General features: G+C 63.8%; 13 protein-coding genes. 6 read left to right on the top strand and 7 right to left on the bottom strand.

All coding sequences use genetic code 11. The annotated features are described in order from the left end of the window. Window positions 1-17: 17 nt before the first annotated feature. Entirely contained in the window at window positions 18-1,391 is a 1,374-nt protein-coding gene (locus AC0L20_RS18175) for a leucyl aminopeptidase family protein (RefSeq protein ID WP_473290368.1), read from the top strand. After that, window positions 1,384-2,250 carry a C40 family peptidase gene (locus AC0L20_RS18170; RefSeq protein ID WP_473290366.1) on the top strand — a complete coding sequence of 289 codons (867 nt, stop codon included), beginning with the start codon at window positions 1,384-1,386 and terminating at the stop codon, window positions 2,248-2,250. The genes AC0L20_RS18175 and AC0L20_RS18170 overlap by 8 nt, the downstream gene beginning before the upstream one ends. Before the next feature lie 4 nt (window positions 2,251-2,254). Here the strand turns inward: AC0L20_RS18170 and AC0L20_RS18165 are convergent, their stop codons facing one another. The 6 genes from AC0L20_RS18165 to AC0L20_RS18140 all read right to left on the bottom strand — a co-directional run bounded on the left by AC0L20_RS18165 (window position 2,255) and on the right by AC0L20_RS18140 (window position 10,743). Then, window positions 2,255-3,892 carry an ABC transporter ATP-binding protein gene (locus AC0L20_RS18165; protein ID WP_473290364.1) on the bottom strand — a complete coding sequence of 546 codons (1,638 nt, stop codon included), beginning with the start codon at window positions 3,890-3,892 and terminating at the stop codon, window positions 2,255-2,257. Between the two features lie 4 nt (window positions 3,893-3,896). Further along, window positions 3,897-5,078 carry an ABC transporter permease gene (locus AC0L20_RS18160; protein ID WP_473290361.1) on the bottom strand — a complete coding sequence of 394 codons (1,182 nt, stop codon included), beginning with the start codon at window positions 5,076-5,078 and terminating at the stop codon, window positions 3,897-3,899. Then, window positions 5,078-6,187 carry a microcin C ABC transporter permease YejB gene (locus AC0L20_RS18155; protein WP_473290358.1) on the bottom strand — a complete coding sequence of 370 codons (1,110 nt, stop codon included), beginning with the start codon at window positions 6,185-6,187 and terminating at the stop codon, window positions 5,078-5,080. Before AC0L20_RS18155 ends, AC0L20_RS18160 begins: the two co-directional genes overlap by 1 nt. Then, window positions 6,184-8,064, bottom strand: coding sequence for an extracellular solute-binding protein (locus AC0L20_RS18150; RefSeq protein ID WP_473290356.1), 1,881 nt, complete (start codon window positions 8,062-8,064; stop codon window positions 6,184-6,186). The genes AC0L20_RS18155 and AC0L20_RS18150 overlap by 4 nt, the downstream gene beginning before the upstream one ends. Before the next feature lie 14 nt (window positions 8,065-8,078). Next, window positions 8,079-9,980 carry an extracellular solute-binding protein gene (locus AC0L20_RS18145; protein WP_473290354.1) on the bottom strand — a complete coding sequence of 634 codons (1,902 nt, stop codon included), beginning with the start codon at window positions 9,978-9,980 and terminating at the stop codon, window positions 8,079-8,081. Between the two features lie 208 nt (window positions 9,981-10,188). After that, a complete protein-coding gene (locus tag AC0L20_RS18140) occupies window positions 10,189-10,743 on the bottom strand; it encodes a c-type cytochrome (RefSeq protein WP_007599749.1) in 555 nt (184 codons plus the stop codon). Window positions 10,744-10,962: 219 nt separating this feature from the next. Between AC0L20_RS18140 and AC0L20_RS18135 the strand changes: the two genes are divergently transcribed. Continuing rightward, on the top strand, window positions 10,963-11,703 hold the full coding sequence (locus AC0L20_RS18135; protein WP_473290352.1) for a 3-deoxy-manno-octulosonate cytidylyltransferase: 741 nt from the start codon (window positions 10,963-10,965) through the stop codon (window positions 11,701-11,703). A gap of 21 nt (window positions 11,704-11,724) precedes the next feature. Next, a complete protein-coding gene (locus AC0L20_RS18130; RefSeq protein WP_473290350.1) occupies window positions 11,725-12,570 on the top strand; it encodes a prephenate dehydratase in 846 nt (281 codons plus the stop codon). A 44-nt stretch (window positions 12,571-12,614) separates the two neighbouring features. Here AC0L20_RS18130 and AC0L20_RS18125 read toward each other — a convergent pair whose 3' ends face one another. Then, window positions 12,615-13,628, bottom strand: coding sequence for an LLM class flavin-dependent oxidoreductase (locus tag AC0L20_RS18125; protein ID WP_473290348.1), 1,014 nt, complete (start codon window positions 13,626-13,628; stop codon window positions 12,615-12,617). Between the two features lie 392 nt (window positions 13,629-14,020). Here AC0L20_RS18125 and metF point away from each other — a divergent pair, with 392 nt between their 5' ends. Together metF and metH are read left to right on the top strand one after the other, a co-directional pair. Beyond that, entirely contained in the window at window positions 14,021-14,941 is a 921-nt protein-coding gene (gene metF, locus AC0L20_RS18120) for a methylenetetrahydrofolate reductase [NAD(P)H] (RefSeq protein WP_473290346.1), read from the top strand. 6 nt (window positions 14,942-14,947) lie between these two features. Beyond that, a complete protein-coding gene (gene metH, locus AC0L20_RS18115) occupies window positions 14,948-18,811 on the top strand; it encodes a methionine synthase (protein ID WP_473290342.1) in 3,864 nt (1,287 codons plus the stop codon). Window positions 18,812-18,861 lie beyond the last annotated feature (50 nt).

The raw sequence follows: 18,861 nt of genomic DNA, 5'->3' as shown, positions 1-18,861 counted from the left end.
ACGATCCGGACCCGCCAATGCCTTCTGTCTTCGAGACGTCGCCTACCGCCATCCCGATCACCTTCGTCACCAGGTCGAGCTGGGATCAGGTCGCCGAGCGGCTACCGGCGGCGCAACGCCAGTTCGCCACTGCGAGCGCCTTTACCGCAAAGCCGGGCGGCTATCTCGCCCTGCCCGCGCCCGATGGCGCGATCGCGCAAGTGCTGTTCGGGCTCGAGGACGAAGGTGCAAGATCGCGCGACCTGTTCCGACCGGGCGCCCTGCCCGGCCTGCTGCCGCCGGGCGTCTATCGCTTCGCCAATGCACCGCACGATGCACGGCTCGCCGCACTCGCGTTCGCGCTCGGCAGCTACCGTTTCGCCCGGTACCGCAAAGCCGATCGCCCCGAGGTCCGCCTCGTACCGCCCGACGGCGTCGATGCGACCGAGATCAACCGCATGGCGGACGCCGCAATGCTGGCGCGCGACCTCATCAACATGCCGGCCAACGACATGGGGCCGGAGGAGCTGGCCGCAGCCGCGCAGGATCTCGCCGCCGAATTCGGTGCAAGCTTTGCCTGCACCGTCGGTGATGAGCTGAAGACGAATTTTCCGCTGATCCACGCCGTCGGCATGGCATCTAGCCGCGCGCCGCGGTTGATCGACATCGGCTGGGGCGACCCGGCTCATCCCAAGGTGACGCTGGTCGGCAAGGGCGTCTGCTTCGACACCGGCGGGCTCGACCTGAAGCCGTCGAGCGGCATGCTGATCATGAAGAAGGACATGGGGGGCGCCGCCAACGTGCTGGCGCTGGCGCGCATGGTGATGGATGCGAAGCTGAAGGTGCGGCTGCGCGTGCTGATTCCGGCCGTGGAGAACGCCGTGGCGGGCAATGCCTTCCGCCCGCTCGACATCTTCACCTCGCGCAAGGGCATCACGGTCGAGATCGGCAATACGGACGCGGAGGGACGGCTGGTGCTCGCCGACGCGCTGGCGCTGGCGGACGAGGAAAAGCCGGACCTGCTGATCGATCTCGGCACGCTGACGGGAGCGGCACGCGTCGCGCTGGGGCCGGATTTACCGCCCTTTTACACCAATGATGAGGTGCTTGCCGCCGACGTCGCACGATGCGCGGCGAAGGAGAACGATCCGTTGTGGCGCATGCCGCTGTGGCCGCCTTACGATGCGTGGCTGGACTCCAAGACCGCTACCATCACCAACGCACCATCAGGCGGCTTTGCCGGCTCGATCATCTGCGCGCTGTTCCTGCAACGCTTTGTCGAACAGGCCAAGAGCTGGCTGCATGTCGACATCTACGGCTGGACGCCGTCGGCGAAGCCCGCACGCCCCGAGGGCGGCGAGTGCCAGGCCGCGCGCGCGATCTACACATTGCTGAGCGAGCGCTATGCGTGATCCTGGGCGAGATCCAAGCCACGACCCAAGGCTGACACCCGCGCGCGGCGACCTCGCCGCAAAATACCTCGAAGGCAAGGTGCAGGCGGATCGCTTCGTCACGGGCGACGAATTCGAGCTAGTCGAGGCGATCGCGCCCGTGCGCGAACAGCCGTCGTCGAACGCGATGCTGATGACGCAAGCGTTGCGCGGCGAGCGCGTCACGGTCTACGACCGCAACGGCGAAGGCTGGGCGTGGGGTCAGCTTTCCGGTGACGGCTATGTCGGCTGGCTGCCGGATGCAGCGCTCGTGAAGCCCTCGGCCGCAGCGACCCATATGGTCAGCGCGCTACGAACTTTTGCCTTCCCTGGTCCCTCGATCAAGCTGCCGCCGGCAGACACGCTGGTGATGGGATCGAAGATCGCGGTTGCACGCGAGGACGGCGGCTTCGCCGTGACGCGCGACGGACATTATCTGCCCAAGGCCCATCTCGTCCCGCTTGGTCATCGCGAGCCGGATTTCGTCGCAGTCGCCGAGCGTTTCGTCGGCACGCCCTATCTCTGGGGTGGCAAGAGCAGCCTCGGCGTCGATTGCTCCGGCCTCGTCCAGGTCTCGCTGACATCGGCGGGCATCGGCTGCCCGCGCGACAGCGACATGCAGCAGGCCGGGCTCGGCCGAGCGCTGGAGCCGCATGAGCAGAGCAAGCTACAACGCGGCGATCTCATTTTCTGGAAGGGTCATGTCGCCATCGTTCGCGATGGCAGCACCATGGTTCATGCCAATGCGCATCACATGGCAACGGTGATTGAGCCGATCGAGCCGGCGATTGCACGGATCAAGCAAGCCGGCAGCGCGGTCACCGCGATCAAGCGGCTCTGACGGACTAAGTCGCCGCAGACCCGTTCCCCGCCGTCTCCAGCCGGAACGCCGCCGCAAACAGCGCGCGCGTGTAGTCCGTCTTCGGATTCTTGAAGAGCTCGGCGGCCTGGCCTTCCTCGACCACCTTGCCGCCACGCATCACGATCAGATGGCTCGCGAGCGAGGCGACGACGCGCAGATCGTGCGAGATGAACATGTAGGTGAGATCGCGACGGCGCTGCAATTCACGCAGCAGATCGACCATCTGCGCCTGAATCAGCATGTCGAGCGCACTGGTCGGCTCATCCAGCACGACGAAATCCGGCTCCAGCACCACCGCCCGCGCGATACTTATGCGCTGGCGCTGGCCGCCGGAGAATTCATGCGGATAACGGTTGCGGGTATCCGGCTTCAATCCGACGTCCTCGAGCGCCTTGACGACGCGCTCCTCACGCTCGCCGCGCGAGAGCAGCGGTTGATGCACGGTGAGGCCCTCGGCGACGATGTCGGCGACCGACATGCGCGGGCTGAGCGAGCCGAACGGATCCTGGAACACGATCTGCATGTCGCGCCGGAACGGCCGCATCTCCTTGAAACGCAGGCCCTGGATATCTTTTCCCAGGAACACGATGCGTCCGTTCGAGGAGATCAGCCGCAGCAATGCGAGCCCCAGCGTGGTCTTGCCCGAGCCGGATTCGCCGACGACGCCAAGCGTCTCGCCCTTGCGCACGGCGATGCTGACGCCGTCGACCGCCTTGATGTGACCGACTGTCTTGCGCATCAGCCCGCGCTTGATCGGGAACCAGACCTTCAGATCGTCGGCCGACATCACCACCGGCGCATTCGGCTGCGGCGGCGCCGGATCCGGTTTCGGCTCCGCGGCAAGCAGGTCGCGCGTGTAAGGATGCTTCGGGGTCTTGAACACCTGCTCGACCGGCCCCTGCTCGACGATCTCGCCGCCCTTCATGACGCAGACCTGGTCGGCGATGCGGCGCACGATGCCGAGATCGTGGGTGATGAAGAGCAGGCTCATGCCGAGCCGGCCGCGGATCTCTGCGAGCAGCGTCAGGATTTGCGCCTGCACGGTGACGTCGAGCGCCGTGGTCGGCTCGTCCGCGATCAGGAGGTCCGGCTCGTTGGCGAGCGCCATCGCGATCATCACGCGCTGGCGCTGGCCGCCGGAGAGCTGGTGCGGATAGCTCTTCAGCCGCGTTTCAGGCTCGGAAATGCCAACCTGCGTCAGCAATTCCAGCGTCCGCCTGCGCGCCTCGGCATTGCTGGTCGGATTGTGCAGCTGGATGATCTCGCCGATCTGCGCCTCGATCGTGTGCAGTGGATTGAGCGAGGTCATCGGCTCCTGGAAGATGATGGAGATGTCGCTGCCGCGAATCTCCCGCATCTCCTGCTCCGACCGGTCGATCAGTTCCTGGCCCTTGAAGTGGATGCTGCCCGAGGGATGCGAGGCGTTCGGATAGGGCAAGAGCTTGAGGATCGACAGCGCGCTGACCGACTTGCCGGAGCCGGACTCGCCGACCAGCGCCAGGCACTCGCCGCGCCTGATCTGGAACGAGACCTTGTCGACCGCGAGCGTGGTGGCGCCCCCCTGATGGAAAGCCACCGAGAGGTCGCGCACGCTGAGCAAAGGCTGGTTGATCGCGTCCATTGGCTTACCTGAACGTCTTGCGCGGATCGAAGGCATCGCGCACGGCTTCGCCGATGAAGATCAAGAGCGACAGCATGATCGCGACCGAGAAGAAGCCGGAGAAACCGAGCCAGGGCGCCTGCACGTTGGACTTGCCCTGCGACAGCAGCTCACCGAGCGACGGCGAGCCGGGCGGCAGCCCGAACCCCAGGAAGTCGAGCGCCGTCAGCGTCATCACCGAACTCGACACGATGAACGGCAGGAATGTCATGGTCGCGACCATCGCGTTCGGCAACAGATGCCTGAACATGATGACCTTGTTCGACACGCCGAGCGCCCGCGCCGCCTGGATGTACTCGAAATTGCGCCCGCGCAGGAATTCCGCGCGCACGAGTCCGACCAGCGATACCCAGGAAAACAACAGCAGGATGCCGAGCAGCACGAAGAAACCGGGCACCAGCACGGACGACAGGATCAGCAGCAGATAGAGCGAAGGGATCGCGGTCCATATCTCGATGAAGCGCTGGAACAACAGGTCGATCCAGCCACCGAAATAGCCCTGCACCGCGCCGGCCGCGATGCCGACGACGGAGGAGACGATGGTCAGGCACAGGCCGAACAGCACCGAGATGCGGAAGCCGTAGATCAGCCGCGCCACCACGTCGCGGCCCTGATCGTCGGTGCCGAGCCAGTTGTATTCGAGATCGCGGCAGCTCTTGAGACCTTTCTTCTCGACCACAGGCTTGCACTGCGCTTCCGTCAACATCCAGGTCGGCCGCGACGGCGCCGGCGTCGGCAGATCGAGATTGTGGGTGTCGTAGGAATAGCGGATCAGCGGCCAGACGATGCTGCCGCCCTTGTCCTTGATCAGCTTCTGCAAATACGGATCGCGATAGTCGGCTGCCGTTTCGAAGTCGCCGCCGAAAGTGGTTTCCGAATAGGTGACGACGGACGGCCAATAGAGGTGGCCATCATATTTGATCAGGAACGGCCGATCATTGGCGATCAGCTCGGCGAACAGCGACACCACAAACAGGATGAGGAAGATCCAGAACGACCAATAGCCGCGCCGGTTCGCCTTGAAATTCTGCCACCGGCGCCTGTTGAGCGGCGATGGCACGAACGGTTTGCGCGTGATCGGCACGGCACTGCCGAGCGGCGACTTCGCAGTGGTTTCGATCGGCGTGGTGGGGGCGGCCAGCGTCATCAGACCTCCCGCGCCTCGAAATCGATTCGCGGATCAATCCACATATAGGTCAGGTCAGAGATCAGGTTGATCACGAGGCCGACGAGCGAAAAGATGAAGAGCGTGCCGAACACCACGGGGTAGTCGCGGTTGAGAACGCTTTCGAAACTGAGTAGTCCCAGCCCGTCCAGCGAGAAGATGGTCTCGATCAGAAGCGAGCCCGAGAAGAAGGCGTGAATGAAGGTGCTTGGAAAGCCGGCGATGACGATCAGCATCGCGTTACGGAAGACGTGACCATAGAGCACCCGGTTCTCGCTGCAGCCTTTCGACCGCGCGGTCATCACGTATTGCTTGCGAATCTCGTCCAGAAACGAGTTCTTGGTCAGGAACGTCATGGTGGTGAACGCCCCGAGTCCCATGGCGATCAGCGGCAGCGTCAAATGCCAGAAGTAGTCGATGATCTTCCAGTACCACGGAAACTGCGACCAGCCGTCCGACGTCAATCCGCGCAGCGGGAACCAGTTGAAGAACGAGCCGCCGGCAAACAGGATGATCAGGAGGATCGCGAACAGGAAGCCGGGAATGGCATAGCCGAGCACGAGCACGCTCGACGTCCAGGTGTCGAAGCGCGTTCCGTCCCTGACCGCCTTGCGAATGCCGAGCGGAATTGAGATCAGGTAAGTCAGCAGCGTCAGCCAGATGCCGAGCGAGATCGAGACCGGCAACTTCTCCTTGACGAGCTGCAGGACGCTGACATCGCGAAAATAGCTCTTGCCGAAATCGAAGCGGGCGAAATTCCAGACCATCAGCGCGAAGCGCTCCGGGGCCGGCTTGTCGAAGCCGAACTGCACTTCCAGCTTTTTGATGAAATCGGGATCGAGGCCTTGCGCGCCGCGATACTTCGAATTGATGGCATCGCCGCCGGCCCCTAGCTGCCCCGGAGCGCGCTGCGCAAAGTCGCTGCCGCCCGAAATGCGCGAGGTCCCGCCGGTATCGGCGCCCGAGAGCTGCGCGATCACGCGCTCGACCGGCCCGCCCGGCGCGAACTGCACGACGATGAAGGAGACGAAGAGGATCCCGAGCAAGGTCGGGATCATCAGCAGGATGCGGCGGGCGATATAGGCGCTCATGGCTGTTTCGCCTGCTCGAGCCTGGCGGCTTTGCCGCCCTCGTACCACCAGATGTCGGGGGCACCGACGCCGTTGGCATAACGCGGCGGCTTCTGCGGATGACCGAATTGGTCCCAATAAGCAAGCCGGTGCGTCTTGTTATACCATTGCGGCACCCAATAGCGGCCGGCGCGGAACAGACGATCGAAGGCGCGGCAGGCGATGGTCAATTCCTCGCGGCTGTCGGCCGCCATGATCTTCTCGATCATGGCATCGATGGCCGGGCTAGCGACGCCCGCGAGATTATACGAGCCCTTGGTTGCGGCAACCTGCGAGGAAAAGAATGCGCGCATGGCATCGCCCGGTGTCGCCGACATGCTGAAGCGTTGGATCGTCATATCGAAGTCGAAATCTTCCTGGCGCGCCTTATGTTGTACGGCATCGACGAGGCGCACGCTCGCTTCGATGCCGAGCGTCGCGAGATTCTTTATGTAGGGCCCATGGTGCGGCTGGAACGAAGCCTCGTCCAACAGGAATTCGATCCTGAAGATCTCGCCGTTTGGCAGCACCCTCTTGCCGTCCTTGATTGGCAGGCCGGCGTCGCTGAGCAATTGCTGCGCCTTGCGCAACAGGCTGCGGTCCTGCCCGGATCCGTCCGAGACCGGCGGCGTGAACGGCGCGGCGAACACCTCGTTGGGAACCTGGCCGCGAAACGGCTCCAGCAGCTTCAGCTCTTCCGGCGGCGGAGGCCCGTCGCTCGCCATGAGGTCCGAGTTCTGAAATGGCGACACCGTGCGGGCATAAGCACCGTACATGATGGTCTTGTTGGTCCACTCGAAGTCGAAGGCGTCGATCAGTGCCTCACGCACGCGAGGATCCCTGAACTTGTCGCGCCGGGTATTGATGAACCATCCTTGCGCGCCGGAGGGCGTGTCGTCGGGCACGACCTCCATCTTGACGCGACCGTCCTTCACCGCAGGGAAGTCATAGCGGGTCGCCCAGATCCGAGAGGTGAACTCCTCGCGGTAGAGATAGTTCTTACCGGTGAAACCTTCGAAGGCGACATCGCGGTCGCGGTAGAATTCGTACCGCACCACGTCGAAATTGTAGCTGCCGCGACAGGGGGGCAGATCGGCAGCCCACCAGTCCTTGACGCGCTCGTATTCGATGTAGCGGTTGACCTCGAACTTGCCGACCTTGTACGGCCCCGAACCCAGCGGGATCTCCAAAGACGTTTCGTCGAACGGACGGGAGGCATAGTAGGCTTTCGAGAAGATCGGCAGTCCCGCGATATAGAGTGGCACGTCGCGCGCGCGTCCCTTGGCGAAGGTCACAACAAGCGTTGCATCGTCTAGGGCTTCCGCGCTGACCATATCGCGCATCTGCACGATGATCAGCGGATGCCCCTTGGCCTTCAGCGACGTCAGCGAAAACGCCGCGTCGTGAGCGGTGAGCCTGGTGCCGTCGTGGAATTTCGCCTCGGGCTGCATGGTGAAGCGATAAACGAGCCTATCAGGCGATATACTTACAGACTTGGCGGCAAGCCCGTACATCCCGTCCGGCTCGTCATTGGCGCGCAGCATCAACGGCGCAAAGGTCATGTCCATGCCCTGCGCGCCATCGCCTTTGAGGATGAAGGCATTGAGCGAGTTGAAGGTCTGATAGGACTGGTTGTAGGCGCGCACCGACGGGATCAGCGAGAAAGTGCCGCCCTTCGGCGCGTCGACATTGACGTAGTCGAAGTGATGGAAATCGGCGGGATATTTGAGGTCGCCGAAGGCCGACATGCCGTGGGCCTCGGCGGGCATCTCGGACGCTGTCGCGCCCCGGAGCCAGGCCGCGCTGAACGCGCCACCGGCACCCAGGGCCAGCACATGCCGGCGTGAAAGCTGCGCCATGCGAGAAATGCCCTTCACGACTTCTTTGCGATCCGCGCCGCCTTGTCCGCGTCGTACCACCAGATGAACGGAAAGCCGGACTGACCGTATTTGGGCAATTCCGCCGGCCGGCCGAAGCGATCCCAGCGCGCGGTGCGCACAAATGGATAATTCCATTGCGGGATCACGTAGTGATTCCAGAGAAGAACTCGGTCAAGAGCCTTGGTTGACGCGACGAGCTGGTCTCGATCCTTCGCGAAAATCACACGATCGATCAACTTGTCGACCGCCGGATTCTTGATTCCCGCAATGTTGTCAGACCCGGCCATGTCAGCGGCTTTGGAACCCCAATGTTCTCGTTGCTCGTTGCCGGGAGACTGCGATTCCCCCCAGGACTTTGTGACGATATCGAAGTCCCAATTCCGCAATCTGTTCTCGTACTGAGTGGGATCGATCGTCCGGATGCTCACGGCAATTCCGAGCCGCTCCAGTGACGGCTTGTAGAAGAGCATCACCCTTTCGAACGCAGGTTCGGCGGTCAACAGCTCAAAGCCAAGCTGCGTTCCTGTCTTAGTCTCGATCAGCTTGCGGTCGCGCACCTCGTAGCCGGCCTCCTTGAACAGGCGCAGCGCTTCGCGCAGATTGTCGCGAACGGCTTCGGGACTGCCGCCGACGGGATTGCTGTAGGCCGTCGTGAAGACTTCGGGCGGGACTTCGGCGCGGACGGTCTCGAGGATCTCGAGTTCCTTGCCCTGCGGCAACCCGGTCGCCATCAGGTCCTCAAGACCATCGAAATAGCTGCGAACACGAAAATACTCGCCATAGAAGAGTTGCTTATTCATCTCCTCGAAGTCGAACGCGTAATTGAGCGCACGACGCACGCGGGGATCGCTGAATTTGGCGCGGCGCAGATTCGGCACGAAAGCCTGCATCACACCGGAGCTCCGATTTCGAAACTTCTCGAGGACCACGCGCTTCTCGGTTACGGCCGGGAAGTCGTAGGCTGTCGCCCAATTCTTGGCGCTGTTCTCGCTGCGCCAGTCGACCTCATCAGCCTTGAACGCCTCGATCGCCACGGTGACATCGCGGAAATACTCGTAGCGCAGCTCGTCGAAATTATTGCGGCCCACATTGGCCGCGAGGTCGCGCCCCCAATAATCCTTGACGCGCTCCAGCGCGATCGACCGTCCGGCAACGAATTCCTTGACCCGGTACGGGCCCGAGCCCAGCGGCACTTCGAGCGTGGTGGCGGAGACATCGCGCTTGCGGCCCTGCGCGTCCGTGCCCTCCCACCAATGCTTCGGCAAAACTATCAGCTGACCCACGATCTGCGGCAGTTCGCGGTTGCCCGGTGCATCGAAGACGAACTTCACCTCGTGGTCGCCGACCTTCTCGGCTTTCACCACATGGCTGTAATAGGCCGAGTACATCGGGTGATGCTTCTTGAAGGAATCGAGCGAAAAGATCACGTCGTCCGCCGTAACAGGCTTGCCGTCATGCCATTTGGCTTGCGGCCGCAGGCGGTAAGTCACGAAGGAGAAATCGTCCGGATGGCTGACGGCCTCGGCCAGCGCGCCGTACTCGGTCGAAACTTCGTCGAGCGCGCCAGTCGTGAGGGATTCGTAGATGAATGCCACGGCGCCTGCGACTTGCCCCTTCACACCGGAGACGACGATGTTGAAATTGTCGAAGGTACCGATGGCGATCTGGCGCGCGACGCCGCCCTTGGGCGCTTCCGGATTGACGTAGTCGAAGCGCTTGAAGTCCGCTGGGTATTTGACCTGTCCGAACAGCGACAGCGCGTGCCGCCAAGTCGGCTCGCCGGCGGATTGCGCGCGTGCCGCGCCGACGCCGGAAAGGCCCCCTACGGAACCAAGGGCGGGGAGCGTTGCGGCAGCAGTGCCAGTGAGCAGGAGATCGCGTCGGGTAAGGGCCAAATCAACATTCCTGTCTTGAAGGAGGCTACTCCTTTAAGTTCCCAATATAGGCGAGGTTTCGACGGAATATGTTGCTTTTTCCTCATCATGGAAGTCCGGCTGGCCGATCGCTGCGACCAAACGCCCCGATAACAACGCCGCGAGGCCCGGATAAGCAAACGGCCGGGCTTTGAGCCCGGCCGCGTACCAAGATCGAAATCGACAGGCCTTACTTCGCCGCGGTCGGCAGCGGCTTCGGGCTGTCTGAGAGACTGTTCAGGTAAGCGATCACGTCGGCGCGCTCGCTATCCTTCGGGATGCCGGCAAAGCCCATCGCGGTGCCCGGGACAGCCGCCTTGGGATTGGCGATGAATTTGTTGAGCGCATCGAAGTCCCAGGTGCCGCCCTTCGCCTTCATAGCAGCCGAGAAGTTGAAGCCGCCGCGACCTTCGCCAACATGGTCGCCGACGACGCCATAGAGGTTCGGACCGACACGGTTCGGGCCGCCCTTCTCGAAGGTATGGCAGGCGCCGCACTTCTTGGCGGCGGCGGCGCCCTTCTCGACCGAGGCGGTCTGGAGCAGCTTTTCGATCGGTTCGGCGGCCGCGGGGGCAGCGCCGCCTTCCTTGCCGTGACCGGCGTCTTCCTTCACCGCGATCTCGAAGCCCGGCTTTTCCGGCATCTTGGGCGAGAACAACGCCTGGGCGGTGAAGCTCGTCACCAGCAGAAGGAGACAGGTGCCGAGCACGGCACCAAGAATCTTGTTCAGTTCGAAAGAGTCCATTTCCGGCCAGGCCCCACACCGCAAGAAGGATCGAGCGGCCCAATGCGGCCGCCAGGACGAGCCTCGGAGAATCAACGTTCCTTTATTGTTTCCCCGAGTTTTGCCATTGAGATATCGGTTTGCCCGGGGTCTGGCAACCCGTATAAGCGAGCGGGCTTCACGCCCGTCCCCACCCCATTGCTCGGCGCGGAAAACGCCCCGTTTCCAGGCCCTTGAACGATGATCGATCCCCGCATCCTGGTGCTTATTCCAGCCCGCATGGCTGCCACCCGCCTGCCCGGCAAGCCGCTCGCCGATATCGCGGGGCAGCCGATGATTGTGCACGTGATGCGCCGCGCCGAGGCCGCCGGCATAGGCCGGGTCGCGGTCGCAACCGACACCGCGGAGATCGCGTCCGTCGTGACCGCCCATGGCGGCGAGGCCGTGATGACCCGCCCGGACCACCCGTCCGGCTCCGACCGCATCCACGAGGCCATGCAGAAGCTCGATCCGGACGGCAAAGCCGAGATCGTGGTCAATCTCCAGGGCGATTTCCCGACGATCACGATCGATAACATCCGCGAGGTGCTACCGCCGCTGCAAGACCCCGTCGTGGACATCGCAACGCTGGCTTCGCAGATCCACACCGAGGAGGAAGACCTCGCGCCGAGCGTCGTGAAGGCGATCGGGACCTCGCTCGGCGGCAGACGCATGCGTGCACTTTATTTCACCCGCGCGACCGCGCCGACCGGCGACGGGCCGCGTTACCACCATATCGGCCTCTACGCCTATCGCCGCGCCGCGCTGGAGCGCTACGTCCGGCTTCCGCCTTCGCCGCTGGAATTGCAGGAGAAGCTCGAGCAGCTCCGGGCGCTTGAGGCCGGAATGCGCATCGACTTCACCATTGTCGATACCGTGCCCCGCGGGGTCGACACGCCGGCGGACCTGGAAACCGCCCGCAGCATCCTTTCCAAATCCTGAGCCGCTGTTACAAGGCCGAGCATGAGCAAGCTGAAAATTGCATTCCAGGGCGAGCCTGGCGCCAATTCGCACATCGCCATCGTCGAGGCCTATCCCGATGCCGAGCCGATGCCCTGCGCCACCTTCGAGGACGCCTTGTCGGCGATCGCGTCGGGCGAAGCCGATCTCGGCATGATTCCGATCGAGAATTCGGTCGCAGGCCGCGTCGCCGACATCCATCATTTGCTGCCGGCCTCCGGCCTCTTCATCATCGGCGAATGGTTTCTGCCGGTCCGGCATCAGCTGATGGCGGTGAAGGGGACCAGGCTCGAGGACATCAAGAGCGTCGAGAGCCACGTGCACGCGCTCGGCCAATGCCGGCGCATCATTCGCAAGCTTGGCATCAAGCCGATCGTGCACGCCGATACCGCCGGCAGCGCCCGCGATATTTCCGAGCGCAACGACAAGACCGTCGCCGCGATCGCCTCGCGCCTGGCCGCGAAGATTTACGGCCTCGACATTTTGGCCGAGGACATCGAGGACGAGGCCCACAACACCACGCGCTTCGTGGTGCTGGCGCGCGAACCGAAATGGGCCGCACAGGGCTCCGGTCCGCTGGTCACGACTTTTGTGTTCCGGGTGCGCAATTTGCCGGCCGCGCTCTACAAGGCGCTCGGTGGCTTTGCCACCAACGGCGTCAACATGACCAAGCTCGAAAGCTACATGGTCGACGGCAATTTCTTCGCCACCCAGTTTTACGCCGACGTCGACGGCCACCCCGAGGACAAGGGCCTCGCTTTCGCGATCGAGGAGCTGAAATTCTTCTCGCGCGAATTCCGCATCGTCGGCGTGTATCCGGGCCACCCGTTCCGCGCGACGATGGAATAGTCTCGTGTCCCGACGCGCGAAGCGCGAGCCGGAGCACGAGAGCCTTATCCGACCGCCTTAAGCCCGAACGCCTCCGCCAGCAGCGAATATGATTTCTTTCGCGCCTCGTGATCGTACACGGCGGTGATCACCATCAACTCGTCCGGCTTGCTCGCATCGATCAGCGGCTGAAGCGTCTCCTGCACGGTTGCAGGGCTGCCGACGAACAGGCGCGAGCGGTTGCGCCGGATCGAGATGCGCTCCGAATCGGTATAGGGATAGGCTAGCGCCTCTTCGACGCTCGGTAGCGGAAGATATTGTCCGCGGTCGCGGCGCAGGCGGTTGAGGTCGAAAGACGCCGCAAGCTTTTCGGCTTCCTCATCCGTGTCGGCCGTAATGACGGCGACCGCGAGGATCGCGCGCGGGCTCGCACTCCAGGCCGAGGGCTGAAAACGATTGCGATAATGCACCATCGCGTCGATCGCATCGTGGGACGCAAAATGATGGGCGAATGCGAAGCCCATGCCGACTTGCGCGGCGAGCTCCGACGAATAATCGCTGGAGCCGAGCAGCCAGATCGGCGGCAACGGCGTATCGTCGGGCATCGCAACGACGTTGTGGTAGGGATGGCCCGAGGGGAATTCCCGGGTCTGCCACAGGATCAATTCGTGCAGCCGCTCGAGGAAATCGTCGCCTTCGCGACGGTCGAGCCGGCTGCGCAACGCATAGGCCGTGGCACCGTCGGTGCCGGGGGCGCGGCCGAGGCCGAGGTCGATCCGGCCAGGAAACAGCGCCTCCAGCATCTTGAAGCGCTCGGCCACGACCAGCGGCGCGTGATTGGGCAACATCACGCCACCGGAGCCGACGCGGATGTGCTTCGTCACCGCCGCGATCTGGCCGATCATCACGTCGGGCGCCGGGCTCGCGACAGAGGCGAGGTTGTGATGCTCGGCGAGCCAGTAGCGGACATAGCCGAGCCCGTCGACATGGCGCGCCAGGTCGATGCTGTTGCGCAGCGCGGCGGCGGGCTTGGTGCCTGTGGTGACGACGGAGAGGTCGAGGACTGAGAGCGGGATCATGGCGCGCTAACGTAGTGGAGAGCGGCGCAGCGGCAATGGGCAGGGCGCGCAGGTCTGACGTGCAGGCCGCGGGCTCGCGCGACTGCGCCGCAGCGTTGGGACCAACACCGATCTGATAACATGGCATTCAGACTGCCCACCTCAGAAATTTGCGTAAGATGGCCATAGATACTGGTTATATACCTGATTTAGCTAACATTATAGCTAAATGCATTTATCCCACTTCGACTTCAAGCGGCATCTCATTTGCTATGATAGTAACAAAAGTGGGCCACTTCCCATCCGCGATGGGCTGTCGTGCGCGGCCACTTTGGCTTATCTTGACCTCTCCCAATGTAGACCTGACCGCCGGCCGCCAGCGACCCGGCGCGCCCTTGGAGTGAGTGGTGCCCATGACTGACGCGACGATGCCTGCCCACACCGACGGGCAAGACGGGTACCTGAAGCGGCCTGCGATTTCCTTCGAGTTCTTTCCGCCCAAGACGGAAGATATGGAGCGCAATCTCTGGGACACCATCAACCGGCTGGCCCCGCTCGACCCGAAATTCGTCTCGGTCACCTATGGCGCCGGCGGCTCCACCCGTGAGCGCACCCACGCGACCATCTCGCGCATCCTGAAAGAAACCGCGCTGCTGCCGGCCGCGCATCTGACCTGCGTCGGCGCCTCGCGCGGCGAGATCGACGAGATCGTCGACCGCTATCACGAGGTCGGCGTCCGCCACATCGTGGCCTTGCGCGGCGATCCCGCGGGCGGCATCGGCACGGCCTATTCCAGCCATCCCGACGGCTATCAGAGCTCCGCCGACCTCGTCGCCGGCATCAAGAAGCGGCACGGCGATATCGAGGTATCGGTCTCGGCGTACCCTGAGAAGCACCCGGAGGCGCGCGACTTCGACGATGACATCGACACGCTGCAGGCCAAGGTCGATGCGGGCGCGACCCGCGCGATCACGCAGGTGTTCTTCGATAACGACCTCTATTTCCGCTATCTCGATCGCGTGCGCGCGCGCGGGATCAACATCCCGATCGTGCCGGGCATCATGCCCATGCATAATTTCAAGCAGGCTCGCAATTTCGTCACCCGCAACGGCACCTCCGTGCCGGACTGGATCGCCGCGAAGTTCGAGGGGCTCGACAACGACGCCGAGACCCGCAAGCTGGTGGCGGCGACCGTCGCCGCCGGCCAGGTGCAGAAGCTCGCCAAGCACGGCGTCGACACCTTCCATTTCTACACCATGAACCGCGCCGATCTCGTGTTCGCGATCAGCCATTTGCTCGGCATCCGCGCAAAGAGCGCGCAGAAGGCGGCTTAATACAGCATGACCGTATCCACCTCTCCCAAGCGAACCGCCCTGCTCAACGCCGCGCGTGAGCGCATTCTCGTGCTCGACGGCGCCATGGGCACGATGATCCAGAATCTGCAGTTCGACGAAGCCGCCTTCCGCGGCGAGCGCTTCAAGACCTTCCATCGCGATTTGCGCGGCAACAACGACCTCCTGATCCTGACCCAGCCGCAGGCGATCGAGGACATCCACGCCGCCTATCTGCGTGCCGGCGCCGACATCGTCGCCACCAACACCTTCTCCACGACCTCGATCGCGCAGGCCGACTACGATCTCGCCGACATCGTCTACGAGATGGCGCGCGAAGGCGCCCGCCTCGCCGGCAACGCCGCGCGCCGCGTCGAGGCCGAGGACGGCAAGCCGCGCTTCGTCGCCGGCGCCATCGGGCCGACCAACCGCACCGCCTCGATCTCACCCGACGTGTCCAATCCCGGCTACCGCGCCGTCACGTTCGACGATCTCCGCAAATCCTATGGCGAGCAGATCAACGGCATGCTCGACGGCGGCGTCGATCTGCTGCTGGTCGAGACCATCTTCGACACGCTGAACGCCAAGGCTGCGCTCTACGCGATCGCCGAGATCACCGAGGAGCGCGGCATCGACATGCCCGTGATGGTGTCGGGCACCATCACCGACAAGTCCGGCCGCCTGCTGTCCGGCCAGTTGCCGGAAGCGTTCTGGCATTCGGTGCAGCACGCCAAGCCCGTCACCATCGGCTTCAACTGCGCGCTCGGCGCGGAAGATCTTCGCGCGCATATCGCCGATATCGGCCGCGTCGCCGACACGCTTGTTTGTGCCTATCCCAATGCCGGCCTGCCCAACGAGTTCGGCCAGTATGACGAGACCCCCGAATACATGGCCCGCCTGGTCGGCGAGTTCGCGCGCGATGGCCTCGTCAACATCGTCGGCGGCTGCTGCGGCACCACGCCGGACCATATCGCTGCGATTGCGGCTGCGGTCGCGCCGCACAAGCCGCGCATCGTGCCGGAGATCGAACCCCGCTTGCGGCTCTCCGGCCTCGAGCCGTTCATCCTGACCGACGCCATTCCCTTCGTGAATGTCGGCGAACGCACCAACGTCACCGGCTCCGCCCGTTTCCGCAAGCTGGTCACCGCCGGCGACTACACCGCCGCGCTGCAGGTGGCGCGCGACCAGGTCGAGAACGGCGCGCAGATCATCGACGTCAACATGGACGAGGGTCTTCTGGATTCGGAAGCCGCGATGGTGACCTTCCTCAACCTCGTCGCCGCCGAGCCCGACATCGCCCGCGTGCCCGTGATGGTCGACAGCTCGAAATTCTCCGTGATCGAGGCCGGCCTGAAATGCGTGCAGGGCAAGCCGGTCGTCAACTCGATCTCGATGAAGGAAGGCGAGGACAAGTTCATTCACGAGGCCAAGATCGCCCGCCGCCACGGCGCGGCCGTCGTGGTGATGGCGTTCGACGAGGCCGGCCAGGCCGACACGTTCGCCCGCAAGACCGAGATCTGCAAGCGCGCCTACGACATCCTCGTGAACCGCGTCGGCTTCCCGCCGGAAGACATCATCTTCGATCCGAATATTTTCGCGATCGCAACCGGCATCGAGGAACACAACAATTACGGCGTCGACTTCATCGAGGCGACGCGCTGGATCCGCAAGAACCTGCCGGGCGCGCACATTTCCGGTGGTGTGTCCAATTTGTCGTTCTCGTTCCGCGGCAACGAGCCGGTGCGCGAGGCCATGCACTCGGTGTTCCTGTATCACGCCATCAAGGCCGGCATGGACATGGGCATCGTCAATGCCGGGCAGATGATCGTCTATGACGACATCGATCCCGAACTGCGCCAGGTGTGCGAAGACGTCATCCTCAACCGCGACCCCGGTGCGTCCGAGCGTCTGCTGGCGCTCGCGGAAAGATTCCGCGGCAACAAGACCCAGACCAAGGAAGCCGATCTCGCCTGGCGCGAATGGCCGGTGGCGAAGCGGCTGTCGCACGCATTGGTGCACGGGATCACCGAGTTTATCGAGCAGGATACCGAGGAGGCCCGCAAGGCTTCGAAGCGCCCGCTCGACGTGATCGAGGGTCCGCTGATGGCGGGCATGAACGTGGTCGGCGATCTCTTCGGCGACGGCAAGATGTTCCTGCCGCAGGTGGTGAAGTCGGCCCGCGTGATGAAGCAGGCTGTCGCCTGGCTGATGCCGTTCATGGAAGAGGAGAAGGCGCGCAATCTCGCCAACGGCATCGGTACGGAAGGCTCCTCGTCCGCCGGCAAGATCGTGCTCGCGACCGTCAAGGGCGACGTCCACGACATCGGCAAGAACATCGTCGGCATCGTGCTCCAGTGCAACAATTACGAGGTCATCGACCTCGGCGTGATGGTGCCGGCAGCCAAGATCGTCGAGACCGTGAAGGCGGAGAAGGCCGACATCGTCGGGCTATCCGGCCTGATCACGCCCTCGCTCGACGAGATGGCGTTCTTCGCCGCAGAATTGCAGCGCGAAGGCCTCAAGCTGCCGCTCTTGATCGGCGGCGCCACCACGAGCCGCGTGCATACGGCGGTGAAGATCGACCCGAGCTATCGCGCCGGCCCCGTGGTGCATGTCAACGACGCCAGCCGCGCGGTTGGTGTTGCGTCTGCTCTGCTGTCGCCCGAGAGGCGCGAGGCCTATGCCGCCGAAGTCCGCGCCGAATACGCAAAAATCTCGGACGCGCATATGCGCGCCCAGGCCGACAAGAAGCGGCTGAAGCTGGCGACCGCCCGCGCCAACCGCGTGCCGGTCGACTTTGCCGCGAACAAGCCGGTGAAGCCGACCTTCCTCGGCACCCGGAGCTTCGACGACTACGATCTCGCCGAGCTGGTGCCCTATATCGACTGGACGCCGTTCTTCCAGACCTGGGAGCTCGCCGGGCGCTTCCCCGCCATTCTCGACGACGCCAAGGTCGGCGAGGTCGCGCGCTCGCTCTACGATGACGCGCGGAAAATGCTCGACCTGATCGTCAAGGAGAAATGGTTCCGCGCGCGGGCCACCGTCGGCTTCTGGCCGGCCAATGCGCAGGGCGACGACATCGTGCTCTATGCCGACGAGAGCCGGACCAGGACGATTGCGACGCTGCACACGCTGCGCCAGCAGCTCGAGAAGCGCGAGGGCCGTTTCAACGCGGCGCTGTCCGACTTCGTCGCGCCCGCCACCACCGGCGTGCCCGATTATGTCGGCGGCTTCGTCGTCACCGCCGGCATCGGCGAGGATGTGGTCGCCGACCGCTTCAAGATGGCCAATGACGACTACTCCTCGATCCTGTGCAAGGCGCTGGCCGACCGCCTCGCCGAAGCCTTCGCCGAGCGCATGCATACCCGCGTCCGCCGCGAGTTCTGGGCCTATGCGCCGGACGAGACGCTCTCGACCGACGAGTTGATCCTCGAAAAGTACCAGGGCATCCGTCCCGCTCCCGGCTATCCCGCGCAGCCCGATCACACCGAGAAGGCTACGCTGTTCGAGCTGCTCGACGCCGAGAACACCGCCGGCGTGAAGCTGACCGAGAGCTTTGCGATGTGGCCGGGCTCTTCCGTGTCGGGGCTCTATCTCGCCAATCCTGAGAGCTATTATTTCGGCGTCGGCAAGATCGAGCGCGATCAGGTCGAGGATTATGCTGCGCGCAAGGGCATGAGCGTCGCCGAGACCGAGCGCTGGCTCGCGCCGATCCTGAACTACATCCCGGCGCGAGAGGGCGCGAGCGACAAGGCGGCGTTCGCGGCAACACCGGCCAATGACGAAACGTCGAAGGAGCTTGCCTCGCATCCGCCGGGCTGCACCTGCGCGGTGCATTTGGTCTGGCAGAAGAAGCGCGCGGGCGCGGGCTAGGCGCCCTCCAAACGAAAAAATGCGAAAACAACCCCATGCACAGTAGCGAT

This window comes from Bradyrhizobium sp. Kon58 (assembly GCF_055807455.1).
This window is presented reverse-complemented; position numbering and strand designations above follow the sequence as displayed.